The organism is Psychrobacter sp. CLB018 (genome assembly GCF_041222815.1).
GTDB classification, from domain to species: domain Bacteria; phylum Pseudomonadota; class Gammaproteobacteria; order Pseudomonadales; family Moraxellaceae; genus Psychrobacter; species Psychrobacter faecalis.
Genome location: NZ_CP166085.1, coordinates 1,500,256 through 1,512,149 on the forward strand (window position 1 = coordinate 1,500,256; position 11,894 = coordinate 1,512,149).

11 protein-coding genes are annotated in these 11,894 nt (G+C 42.9%); 7 read left to right on the plus strand and 4 right to left on the minus strand.

The window, feature by feature from the left end; genetic code table 11:
- The first annotated feature begins 5 nt into the window (after window positions 1-5).
- The 4 genes from AB8P72_RS06385 (at window position 6) to AB8P72_RS06400 (ending at window position 4,391) form a co-directional block, all read left to right on the plus strand.
- A complete protein-coding gene (locus AB8P72_RS06385; protein WP_191689904.1) occupies window positions 6-419 on the plus strand; it encodes an organic hydroperoxide resistance protein in 414 nt (137 codons plus the stop codon).
- A gap of 412 nt (window positions 420-831) precedes the next feature.
- Window positions 832-1,479 carry a hypothetical protein gene (locus AB8P72_RS06390; RefSeq protein WP_225211551.1) on the plus strand — a complete coding sequence of 216 codons (648 nt, stop codon included), beginning with the start codon at window positions 832-834 and terminating at the stop codon, window positions 1,477-1,479.
- Between the two features lie 129 nt (window positions 1,480-1,608).
- Entirely contained in the window at window positions 1,609-3,183 is a 1,575-nt protein-coding gene (locus AB8P72_RS06395; RefSeq protein ID WP_369958240.1) for a Dyp-type peroxidase, read from the plus strand.
- A gap of 59 nt (window positions 3,184-3,242) precedes the next feature.
- Window positions 3,243-4,391 carry a catalase family protein gene (locus AB8P72_RS06400; protein ID WP_191689900.1) on the plus strand — a complete coding sequence of 383 codons (1,149 nt, stop codon included), beginning with the start codon at window positions 3,243-3,245 and terminating at the stop codon, window positions 4,389-4,391.
- 172 nt (window positions 4,392-4,563) lie between these two features.
- Here the strand turns inward: AB8P72_RS06400 and AB8P72_RS06405 are convergent, their stop codons facing one another.
- The 4 genes from AB8P72_RS06405 to pnuC form a co-directional block, all read right to left on the minus strand.
- Window positions 4,564-4,935 (minus strand): MliC family protein, encoded by a 372-nt coding sequence (locus AB8P72_RS06405; protein WP_068405303.1) that lies wholly within the window; start codon window positions 4,933-4,935, stop codon window positions 4,564-4,566.
- Window positions 4,936-5,071: 136 nt separating this feature from the next.
- Window positions 5,072-5,992: a DMT family transporter gene (locus AB8P72_RS06410; RefSeq protein WP_306495827.1), complete on the minus strand. Its 921-nt coding sequence runs from the start codon at window positions 5,990-5,992 to the stop codon at window positions 5,072-5,074.
- Between the two features lie 44 nt (window positions 5,993-6,036).
- Entirely contained in the window at window positions 6,037-6,633 is a 597-nt protein-coding gene (locus AB8P72_RS06415; RefSeq protein ID WP_369958241.1) for an AAA family ATPase, read from the minus strand.
- Complete coding sequence (gene pnuC, locus AB8P72_RS06420; RefSeq protein ID WP_305935282.1) at window positions 6,584-7,345, minus strand: nicotinamide riboside transporter PnuC; 762 nt, start codon at window positions 7,343-7,345, stop codon at window positions 6,584-6,586. Before pnuC ends, AB8P72_RS06415 begins: the two co-directional genes overlap by 50 nt.
- A 290-nt stretch (window positions 7,346-7,635) precedes the next feature.
- Between pnuC and AB8P72_RS06425 the strand changes: the two genes are divergently transcribed.
- From AB8P72_RS06425 to lysS, 3 genes are all read left to right on the plus strand, one after another.
- Window positions 7,636-8,781 (plus strand): beta-ketoacyl-ACP synthase III, encoded by a 1,146-nt coding sequence (locus AB8P72_RS06425; RefSeq protein ID WP_201542760.1) that lies wholly within the window; start codon window positions 7,636-7,638, stop codon window positions 8,779-8,781.
- 242 nt (window positions 8,782-9,023) lie between these two features.
- Window positions 9,024-10,115, plus strand: coding sequence for a peptide chain release factor 1 (gene prfA / locus AB8P72_RS06430; RefSeq protein WP_068405319.1), 1,092 nt, complete (start codon window positions 9,024-9,026; stop codon window positions 10,113-10,115).
- Window positions 10,116-10,265: 150 nt separating this feature from the next.
- Entirely contained in the window at window positions 10,266-11,804 is a 1,539-nt protein-coding gene (lysS, locus tag AB8P72_RS06435; RefSeq protein WP_193032012.1) for a lysine--tRNA ligase, read from the plus strand.
- The last annotated feature ends 90 nt before the right edge of the window (window positions 11,805-11,894 follow it).

The following is an 11,894-nucleotide window of genomic DNA, read 5'->3' on the forward strand; positions in this document are numbered from 1 at the left end:
AGATAATGAAAATATTTTATAAAACTCGCGCCACAGCAACCGGCGGTCGTTCTGGTCACACCGGTCTTGATGATGGTTCGTTAGGTTTTGATTTGGTGTCATTTCAAGAGCAAGATAAAGAAGGTGTCAATCCAGAACAGCTTTTTGCCATGGGTTACGCCGCTTGTTTTGATAGCGCCTTAAATATGACGGCGCAGCACATGAAACTGCCGATCACTGCGTCAAAGACCTCGACCCAAGTTGGTATTGGTATGAAGGCCGATGGCAGCTATAACTTAGATATCGATTTGTACGTTGAGGTGTCTGGTATCGATGAAGTACAAGCGCAAACCCTTGTTGAGGCGGCTCACCAAGTATGCCCGTACTCCAATGCTACTCGCGGTAATGTGGATGCGCGTTTGCACGTGACTGTGGTTTAGATATCATTTTATTAAACAATGGCTTTGATACCTGAGTGAGTAGATACACTAATAACTATAAACAAGTATAAGAATACCGTGACTTTCAATTGCTTGGATATATAACGTATCCAAGCAATTTTTTTATCCAAACAAGATAAAGGTCATTTGTTTAACTCTATAAACGAATAAAGCGCTCTTTGAGCAAAATAAAAATAATATCAATACTAAAACTTTGTTCGAAATTAAATAATAGTGACGTTTGCTCTCTGTTCTATTTTGTGTGAATAACTTGCTGGGCTTCGAGTTTCTCTTTATGTCTGTTATGGTAAAAACTAATAAGTTGATAGCGAAATGACAGCTTATTTTTATAGAGTATCTTTTTTACAAAGTGCTTTTCAAATAATAACAACATAATAAAAGGGCGAATATTATGAATAATGACACTAAAAACAATAACGCTAAAAACGCTGATGCTAAAAATAACAAAAAGCGCATTATCGATAATTCTGAAGATTTAAAAGCCAAAATCACCGAATCTATTGATGATTTTAAATTGCGCGCTGAGCTTTTGATAGCTAATTTAAAAGAGGGCGGAGATGATGGTTATGACCATTCGACGACCACTGCCGGTGAAAAAGGGCTTAAATCCGGAAAAGTTTCAGAGCTAACAGTGATTGCACCGTTAAAAGAAGGCGGGGCAGAACGGCTAAAAAAAGTCTTAGAGATTGCTGGCGGTAATTTGGCAGGGGCAACGCGGGTTGGCACGCTGCACGATTTACGCTTTGTGTTTTTAGACAATGACACCAGAGTGTTGTTTTGTACGGCTTATGATGGCGATTGGGACCCTTATATCGACGACTTTGCCACTAAAATTCCTGAACTGATGGATATTTTATTCGGTAGCGTTGAAGGTTGGCCTGGCATTAAAGACCCGAGTGTCAAACAGTTCATTTTAGATCATCAAATCACTGCCGCTGGTTGGTATGTAGGAGTTCCGCATCTGACTATTCAAGATATTCGCCGCCAAGACCGCATCGTTAAAGGCATTAATAAAGCGCTGGATGAAGCACAGTCTTAAAGTTTGTGATAAAACAATAAGATATCACTAATTTATGCCATCCTTTTATATCACCATTTTTAAATGGGCTGGGTGATATAAAAGGTAAGGGCAAAGTAAACTCAGACAATGATAAAAATAGGGTTAACAATGAGTAAAAACACTGGAAATAATAATAAAAATGATAGTACTTCAAAAGATAATCATCCTTTAACCAGCAAACTGCATGAATTAAAGGATGACTTTGGCAATCGTATCGTAGATAGCAATTTTGAATCGTGGTTAGCAGATATTAAAAAAGAAGTCGGCGATGGTATCGAGACTTTAGCGAATAAAGCACGCGGCGTCTTTAATCCAAATACCGTCACCATGCAGCTAGAAGACATTCAATCCATTATTTTACGCGATCGACCAACGCCTTATTATGGAACAATCGTTGCGCTGAAAATCAATAATGCAGAAGCTGGGCGCCAACTTTTGAAAACCGTTTTACCTGACGTGACTGGCAGTAAGGCGTGGCATAAAGACATGCAAGCGACGCTATCTATTGTCATGACTTATGATGGTTTAGAGGCGCTCGGCGTGCCGCGGTCGTCATTGGATAGCTTTCCAGAATCCTTTAAAGCAGGTATGGCGAAGCGCGCAGAAAAGCTGCGGGATTTCGATATCAATGCCCCCGAAAACTGGGCTTCCCCTTTTGGTGATAAAGGCGATATCCATGTCGGTGCGGCCATTATTGCTGATAGTAAAGAGAAATGGCAAATAAAGCTGAAGGAGCTGCAAGACAATATTCAGTCGTATATCAATGAAGATAATCCTGCCAATGGCGATATTGAAATTCTTATGCAGCATGCTTTTGGTTCAGACAATAATGTCAAAAACGTCTTTGGCTATCGTGATGGTATCAGTAATCCAGAGATTCAAGGCAGCGGCATTCAAACGCCGCCAAGTCTCGACGGTGAGGCGATTGCAGCAGGCGAGTTTGTATTAGGTTATGAAGGCGAGGCGGGCACGATAGCACCAATGCCGCAGCCAGAAGTTTTGGGTAAAAACGGCTCGTTTATGGTATTGCGTGCCTATAACAGTCATGTCGCCGCCTTTAATAAATTTTTAACAGAAAATACGCAGAGTGACGAAGAAGCGGAGTTACTGGGCGCAAAAATGTGGGGACGTTGGCGCTCAGGTGCGCCTGTGGTCTTATCTCCTGAGCACGATGATAAAGCACTGGGCGATGACCCCAACCGCAACAATAACTTTGGCTATAAAGACGATCCTTATGGCAAAAAATGTCCATTTGGTGCCCATGTACGGCGTATGAATCCAAGAGACAGCAAAGACTTTATTTTATCAGACGTACGTATTCACCGTATCGTTAGGCGCAGCGTCGGTTTTGGCGAGGTGTTGCCGCCCGATGTGACTGAGGACGATGGCAAAGAGCGCGGGCTATTTTTTATTGGTATCAATGCTCATGCTATGGAGACTGTTGAATTTTTACAATCGCAATGGATTAATGATGGTAATTTTATGAGCTTAGGAGAAGAGAAAGATCCGATGCTTGGTGTCCATCATGGCGATAAAGACGACGCTGCTGATACCTTTACCGTACCTGCTGACCCAATTCGTCAGCGCTATCACGGTATCGAAACTTTCAATACCTTGTACGGCGGTGAGTATTTATTTATCCCAAGCTTATCGGCGCTAAAATGGATGAGTGAATTGTCTTAAAAGCTTAAAAATACCGTTTCATTTACAAGAATAACTACTGATAAAAAAGGATTAAAAAAATGTTAAAGAAATTATTCAAACCTAAATATGTACCTTATGACGCAAAATATATTGCGCTGAGCGCAGAAGACGAGCGTAATATTCGCACCATTACCGACGATATCAAAAACTATATTGCTCGAAGTGATAAAGCCAGTAACGTCGATTACCATACGCGTGATGCCCATGCCAAAGGCTACTGCGCCCTTAAAGCCAAGTTTGAGATAGTAGATAATTTGCCTGCTGAATACGCGCAAGGTCTGTATGCCAAAGCAGGCATTCATGATGCCGTCATTCGTTTTTCTAACGGAGCCTCGCGCGTTTCGACTGATCGTAAGCTTGGCTTAGCGCAAGGTTTAGCGATTAAGGTCTTTGACGTAGCGGGTGGAAAACTCGCTCCCGGCGAAGAAGATAGTCCTAACTTTGATTTTAATTTAATCAATCATCCGGTATTTTTCTGTAATCGAATCGAAGATTATGCGTATATCTCTAAGCTGTTTTTAGAGCTGCCAGAATACGCTGAAAAAGGCGCAAGAGGCAAAGCGCAATTGGCTTTTAATTGGTTGACCAATTACGGCTCAAGATTACCGACCAAAGAGTCTTTTAAAACCTTTAAAGCACTGGGCGGATTTATAACCATTGAGCCAAAAAACACCTTGCTTTATGATTTTCATTCGCAAGGCGTAGTGCGTCATGGTGACTATATGGCAAAGATAAGAGTCACGCCAACCAAAGCCGCGGCTAAAAAAATCACCCGTCGTGAGCTTGATGTAAATGCACGCGAGGAAGCAATTCGCCCGCTGATTATCGATGAAATGCGCGAGCATGATTATCAGTTTGACGTCCAGATTCAGCTGTGCCGCAACCTTAAAAAGCAGCCGATTGAAGAGATCACCACCGAATGGAAAGAGAAGGACGCGCCATTTGTGACGGTAGCGAGACTGACAATTCCTTGTCAAGATGTGCCGGATGACGGTCATTTTGAGATTATGGAAAACTTATCCTTTACACCGTTTCGCTGCCTAGAGGAAAACCGTCCGATTGGCAATTTGCAGCAGTCGCGACTAAAAGCCTATCAAATAGCTTCAGAAACTCGTCATAAGCTAAACAATGTCAAACGGCGCGAACCTAAAAGCTTAAAAGAAACTTTTGATAAGTCATTCTTTTAATTGCTTATAAATGCCTAAATTGGTTTATTAAAGATAAGTTTAAATAAAAAAATAAGGCACAAAAAAGAGCCAGTAGTTTGACTGCTGGCTCTTTTCTTTAAATAGGTTTAAGTAAAAATACAGATGTTACTTAAGTCACTGTTTATTAAGTACCAGTCATTATTTATGATTATTATAGTTGGCAATTAACTTGGTATTCTTGACCTTTGTCTGTTTTGATGGTCATGATGCCGTAATCTGCTTTAGTGTGCCAATCGTAAGTGGTCTGTGGGTTCACATCGTTGACATAGCGAGCGCCAGAACCTGAAACGGCTTGTTTCATGCTAACTTTAGCGTTGTCTAAGCCAACTTTTGGTAAAGTAACGTTTAGGTTGGCAGCTTCACCGTTTGCAGTATACGCAGCAGTGATTTGACCGTCGTCTTCACAAGTAAATGATTGAGTTACTGGTTGAGTATTGGCTGGTGGCGTTGTGGTGGTCGGCGCGCTGGTCGCACAAGCAGCGAGTAGTACGGCAAAAGGGGCAACAGCGAATAATTTTTTCATAATAGTCCTCAAAAATTAATGTGAATTTTATTTGTTACGTTAAGGGCGTATCATACAATAAAAAATGTAATTTCGTGTTGTGGTTCGTATTTTGGCGAGTAACATCAGCTGGCGGCTTTATCACTGCACGGTCTATTCAGTAAGGTCTTGCTTGTCCTTTGTTTAAAATGAAGACCAACACTGCGCCTAATATCACTACGCTTGCGATAATAAAATCTAAGGTCAATTTCTCTGACAAAAATATCATACCGAGTAGAGCAGCAAGTACTGGTACGCAAAGTTGCACCACCGCTGATTGGGTCGTTTTTAAGAGTGGCATCGCCATATACCAGATACTGTAACCGATACCAGAAGCGATAGCACCCGATGCGACTGACAATATGACACCTGTTATGCTGATATCATTTAAATAACCCATGCCGATTAATGCCAATATCGGCACTGCAATTAGACTTCGTATAAAATTAAAGCCCGTCGTTCTGAGCGGCGAAACGCAGCTTTTACCACGTATGCTATAGATACCCCAAGCGCTACCGCTTATTGCCATTATAAGCGCCGCCGACAAGGAAGGTGTGCTAGCTGATGGCAGCATCAAGTACATAAAACCTATCAATGCGATCAAAAGTGCTGTCCACTGTACGCGAGTTAATGGTTCTTTGTGATAGATGCCCCAACCAATCATCGTAAGCTGCACGGCAGCAAATAAAATAAGTGCCCCCGTCCCTGTATCAAGCGCTTGGTAAGCCACTGAAAAACATAGCGCATATATGACTAAGCAAAGACTACTAAACCAATCGCCTGTGTCTTGTAAAACGGTCTTATCAGTATTAGTATTGCCAGTCTGTTTTAAACTGCTATGCTTACTTTTTAGAGCGTTTCGTTTTAAAAAACGCGCCTGCAACAGCATGATAAGACCAAGGCACGCAGCAGCGCTAAGCAAGCGGATAACGGTAAAATTCCAGGCATCAATCGCGCCGTCTGCCAATGCCATTCTACAAAGCAAAGAATTGGCGGCAAAGGCTATTAAAGCGATTATCGTAAATAGGGCAGCTTTCAAAAATAATTCCTACAGACACGATAGGTTTTGCTTAATATTTGGGGTTATTTCTCTATTCTATTTAGCCATTTAGCCACTTGCTGCACCCGTTGCACTCTATCGCCACCGATGCGTTGAATATCTTTATTATGCAAAGTTAACTGACTGGCAAAGTAAGCGCTGATATCTTCACGCTGATGCGGGCTATCACGCAAATCATCGGCGACCCACGGGATATCCACTTTGGTCAAGAGTATCAAATCGTAATGGTGCGTTAATGCCGCTTGAGTAAGCGCTTTAGGGCAGTCGCCGTAATACCAGTTGGCATACACCATCAGCTCAAATAAACTGGTATCACAGAATAAATAACGGTTATTATCAGGCAATTGCGCGGCTTGTTTGGCAAGTTTATTTTCTAAGTCAATTTGACCTTGCGCGATAGGTAGTAAATCATCCCACGTGCAAGTCAGTTGCTCGTTATCCCATTTTGCTTGCAGGTAAGTGCGCATATATTCTGGTACCCACGGACTGCCAAAATGCGCAGCCAAATCGCGGCATAACGTGGTCTTGCCGGTGCTTTCTGCCCCTAATATCGCGACATTAAAGACCGATTTAGGCGTATGCTGCGTGAGATTGTACGCGGTAGCGTCGTTGCCATTCATAGTATGCCCAGATTGCGATGAGAGTGAAGACTACGTACTGTAGCGCGGTAAAAGTTAGACCTTTATAAAAATACAGCGGCACGGAAATCGCATCAGCAATAATCCAAAGTAGCCAGTGTTCGATTTTACGCCGCGCCATCAGCCACATTGCCATTAAAAACAGCGCGGTGGTCAGCATGTCGGTGTAATCGACCCAGGTAAATAAGTGCAAGCCCAATACCGCGCCATCAAAGCTAAAGTTATTATTGATAACAGGTCTAAAATAATAGACCAAAGCGACAAAGGCGACGGTCGCTGCCGCCAGTACAGTGAGAATAGGGAGATCTTTTTTGTTTAAATGTTCAACGTCAATGGCAGAGTGAGCGTCCGCATTATAGGTGTGTTCATCTTGCTGCTGGCTGGTTGGATTTATATGGTCATGATGCTTTTTGATGTCTGTATTGTGCTTATTTTGCGTCCAATTTATCCAACCATAAATACTCATGATACTGTAGTAGGCGTTGATAAACATATCGCCGAACAGTTGCCATTTCCAAAGTAGATAGACAAAAATAGCGGTGCTGACCAATCCAATAGGAAAAACCAAAATATTGGTTTTGCTGGCAAGTAAGACGCTACTGACCCCAAATATGACCGCAATCAATTCTAAGGCAATAAATAGGGTCGAGTAGTCAGCATACTGCCCAAATAACCAGTTTAAGAGTTCCGCCATTGCTATTCCAAAATTAAAAAGTAAAGCGAGAGTTAACAAACAAGTTGCAACCAAATGATGATAATTCACAGCAATTATAGCGCAGCTGTCGACAAATGAAGCCAATCTTTACTTATTCTCATTAAGAAACGGATTATTTGTAACAAAGTATTAGAAAAATTATATTATTCAGGCATAATAAAGGCACTTATTTTAAGTTTACAGTTATTCACCGAAAATTAGACGACTGTTGTTTTTCTCCACTTTTATGCTTATTGCAAGCACCATCGTAGTAGACAAGGAAGCGTATCATGACGACTTGTATCACGGGCACTGGCCTATATATCCCCCCTTATAGCATTAGTAATGAAGAGTTAGTAGAGTCATTTAACCAGTATGTTGATAATTACAATGCCAAACATGCTGACGCGATTGAAGCAGGAACGGTGACGGCGCTAGAGCACTCATCAGCGGCCTTTATTGAAAAAGTATCGGGCATCAAATCACGTTATGTGATGGAAAAGGACGGTATCTTAGACCCTGAAATTATGGCACCTGTCATTGCCTATCGTAATTTGGGCGAAGAGCTGTCTATCATGGCAGAAATGGGCGCTGCTGCACTAAAAGATGCGCTCGCTGATGCAGGTCTTGAGGCCAATGATTTAGACGGTATTATTCTTGCGTGCTCAAACTTCCAGCGTACTTATCCTGCGGTCTCTATCGAGATTCAAAATGAGATTGGTATGATTGGTGGCTTTGCTTATGATATGAACGTTGCTTGTAGTGCGGCGACTTTTGGTCTATCGCAAGCACATGGTTCTATCGTTTCGGGTCTTGCCAAACGCGTTGCGGTTGTGAACGTTGAGATTACCTCAGCGCATCTAAACTGGCGCAACCGTGACAGCCACTTTATTTTTGGTGACGTTGCAACAGCTTGTATCGTAGAAGAGCTTGATACGCCAAAAGGCTACGAGATTCTAAATGCCAAGTTATTTACTCAGTTTTCGACCAATATCAAAAACGAATATGGCTTTATGGATCGCTCTGAGTTCTTAGCAGCGCAGACTGAGATGTATCCCGATATCAAAGAGCCGGTCACTGACAAACTTTTTTTACAAAACGGCCGTAAGGTCTTCCGTGAAGTCTGTCCAAAGGTATCAGAAGTTATCACCGAGCACTTGCAAGAAAACGACATCCCAACGTCTGATGTGAAGATGATGTGGTTGCATCAAGCCAATGCCAATATGCTGGATTTAATCTTGCGTACCGTTATCGGTAAAGAAGCTGATAAAGCGATTGTACCAAGTGTCATTGATGAGTTTGCCAATACCAGCTCCGCAAGTCCTATGATTGTGTTTCATCGCTACAAGGATCAGCTAAACTCTGGTGATTTGGGTGTGATTTGCTCATTTGGCGCCGGTTACTCGATTGGCTCGGTACTGGTTCGTAAGGTTTAATAGTTAATAGAAGCTCTGTTTTAACCATAAAAATAGCTAAGAGTATTCTTAGCTATTTTTTTTGTGCCGTATTTTGCTTTAGCTATAGAATAAGAGAAAAAGTCAGCTCAGATTTGAGTGTAATTAGGCATAAATCGGACAGTTTGTGAATATAATGGCAAGATTGCTGAGAGGTTTTAAATTAAGCGCAAAAATTTGCTATAATCACTCTCTTATTTTACTCATTTTAAAAAAGTCCTTTTATGAAAGAATCCTTACGCCTGCGTTTAGACCAGATGGTAGACCGTTATGAAGAGGTCACCGCCTTATTATCCGACCCAAGTGTCATCAGCGATAATAATAAATTCCGTGAATTGTCCGTTGAGCATAGCGACTTGATGGAGATCACGACGTTATGGCAGAACTATGTGCGGGCAGAGACGGATCAAGCGGATGCAGAGGCGATGCTTGCGGAATCATCAGACCCTGAAATGAAAGAGATGATGCAGGATGAGATTGACAGTGCGCGTAAGACCATTGCTGAGATGGAAGAAGCGCTTAATGTCATGATGTTACCAAAAGACCCCAATGATAAAGTGCCTGCTTTCTTGGAAATTCGAGCGGGGACAGGCGGTGATGAAGCAGCGATTTTCTCGGGTGATTTGTTCCGTATGTACCAGAAGTATGCGCAAAATCAAGGCTGGACGGTAGAGATTTTATCAGCCAATGAGGGCGAGCATGGTGGTTATAAAGAAATCATTACTCGTGTGTCGGGCAATAGCGTGTATGGTCGTTTAAAGTTTGAGTCGGGCGCGCACCGCGTCCAGCGTGTGCCTGAAACCGAGAGCCAAGGTCGTGTTCATACCTCAGCCTGTACGGTTGCCGTTATGCCAGAGGTTGAGATTGATGATAGCGTCGATATCAATCCTGCCGATATTAAAATGGATACCTTTCGCTCAAGCGGCGCCGGTGGTCAGCACGTTAACACCACCGACTCGGCGGTACGTTTGACCCACATTCCAACGGGTACCGTGGTAGAGTGTCAACAAGAACGCAGTCAGCATAAAAACCGTGCCCATGCGATGAAAATGCTGGTGTCCAAAATTCAGCAAGCAAAAGTACAAGCACAAGTCGATGTGGCGGACTCAATACGTCGCGATTTGGTCGGTAGCGGCGATCGCTCAGAGCGTATCCGTACCTATAATTTCCCGCAAGGCCGTATGACCGACCATCGAATCAATTTGACGTTATACAAACTTGATTCGATTATGGAAGGTGACTTGGATGAAATCCTTGATGCGCTGCTGCGTGAACACCAAGCAGACTTGATGGCCAGTATCGGCGGCGGTGATTAAAAGCACAAACTGTCTAAGTTCACTCAGATATAAGCCTAAACCCAGAAAGATTTTGCTATTTTTTTGTATTAAAAATAAGTTTTATTTGAACGTCTTATTTTAATTTTACTTCGTTTATTCCTTTAATTATCTAATAATTTTGAGAGTATTATGTCAAAGCACAACAATCAAAATCCGAATCAAGAGCAAGCCCCAGAAGACGCGAACGAGCTAATTGCTCAACTGCAAACCAAGCTGGATGACATCAAGGCGTCAGGTAAGCAGCCTTATCCGAATACCTTTAAGCGCACGGACTATGCTCAGGATTTACAAACCGCTTTTGACGGTATCTCAAAGCAAGAAATCGAAGATAAAATTGCCAATGGTGAAAAAACTCAAGTAAATGTAGCCGGTCGCGTGATGCTCAATCGCGGCGCGTTTATCGTGATTCAAGATATGACCGGTCGTATTCAGTTATATGTAGCACGCAAACAGCTAGACCCAGAGACACTAGCGACGATCAAATCGCTAGATTTGGGTGATATCGTTGGGGTATCTGGTTATATCGGTCGTTCTGGCAAAGGCGACTTATATGTCCATATCGAAGCGCTGACTCTATTGACCAAAGCCCTACGTCCGATGCCAAATAAGTTCCATGGCTTGGCCGATGTCGAAGCACGCTATCGCAATCGTCATCTTGATTTGATGACCAATGAGACCACGCGCGATACCTTTGTGATTCGCAGTCAAGTCATCAGCGGTATTCGCAAATTTATGCTAAATGAGCGTTTTATGGAAGTTGAAACGCCGATGATGCATCCTATTCCAGGCGGCGCGGTTGCGCGTCCATTTGTGACCCATCACAACGCTTTAGACATGCCGCTATACTTGCGTATCGCCCCTGAGCTGTATCTAAAACGTCTGGTGGTTGGTGGTTTTGAAAAAGTATTCGAGATTAACCGCAGTTTCCGTAATGAAGGCGTCTCAACCCGTCATAATCCTGAATTTACCATGATTGAGTTTTATCAGGCGTATGCCGATTATCATGACTTGATGGATTTGACCGAGCGCTTGTTCAATGAGCTGGCAATGGATATTTTGGGCACCACGGAGCTGACTTATCAAGGCGAGGCGATTAGCCTAAAAGCCCCATTTATCCGCTTGTCGATGTCTGATGCCATCGCTAAATATGCCGAAAACTTCGATATATCGCGTATCAACGACCGTGATTATCTTGCAGAATATGCTTCAACGACGCTTAAACAACAAGTCAAAGACGTCTTTGGCGTGGGTAAATTGCAGACCATTATCTTTGAAGAAACTGCTGAGCATCAGTTACGTCAGCCGACTTTTATCACAGAATACCCAGCTGAAACCTCACCGCTGGCACGCCGTAACGATGACAATCCTGAAATCACCGATCGCTTTGAGTTATTTATCGGTGGTCGTGAGTTGGCCAATGGCTTTAGTGAGCTCAATGACCCTGCCGATCAAGCGGAGCGCTTCCATGGTCAAGTCGCTGAAAAAGATGCAGGCGATGATGAAGCCATGCATTTTGATGAAGAATATATCGAAGCCTTGTCTTATGGTTTACCGCCAACAGCAGGCGAGGGCATCGGTATCGATCGCTTGGTGATGCTATTTACCGACTCGGCCAGTATTCGCGATGTGATTTTATTCCCGCATATGCGCCGCAAGTTCGAAAGCTAGATTGCTTTACTTGCCATAAATCGACGCTGGGACTAAACTGAACATAAGAAGGCTTTTTGTACTTTTAACGGAATGGTTTCAAGTGTTTTA

Coding starts and splice junctions, on each gene's coding strand:
- AB8P72_RS06385 (WP_191689904.1), top strand. CDS start 6: ATGAAAATATTTTATAAAACTCGCGCCACAGCAACCGGCGGTCGTTCT.
- AB8P72_RS06390 (WP_225211551.1), top strand. CDS start 832: ATGAATAATGACACTAAAAACAATAACGCTAAAAACGCTGATGCTAAA.
- AB8P72_RS06395 (WP_369958240.1), top strand. CDS start 1,609: ATGAGTAAAAACACTGGAAATAATAATAAAAATGATAGTACTTCAAAA.
- AB8P72_RS06400 (WP_191689900.1), top strand. CDS start 3,243: ATGTTAAAGAAATTATTCAAACCTAAATATGTACCTTATGACGCAAAA.
- AB8P72_RS06405 (WP_068405303.1), bottom strand. CDS start 4,935: ATGAAAAAATTATTCGCTGTTGCCCCTTTTGCCGTACTACTCGCTGCT.
- AB8P72_RS06415 (WP_369958241.1), bottom strand. CDS start 6,633: ATGAATGGCAACGACGCTACCGCGTACAATCTCACGCAGCATACGCCT.
- pnuC (WP_305935282.1), bottom strand. CDS start 7,345: ATGGCGGAACTCTTAAACTGGTTATTTGGGCAGTATGCTGACTACTCG.
- AB8P72_RS06425 (WP_201542760.1), top strand. CDS start 7,636: ATGACGACTTGTATCACGGGCACTGGCCTATATATCCCCCCTTATAGC.
- prfA (WP_068405319.1), top strand. CDS start 9,024: ATGAAAGAATCCTTACGCCTGCGTTTAGACCAGATGGTAGACCGTTAT.
- lysS (WP_193032012.1), top strand. CDS start 10,266: ATGTCAAAGCACAACAATCAAAATCCGAATCAAGAGCAAGCCCCAGAA.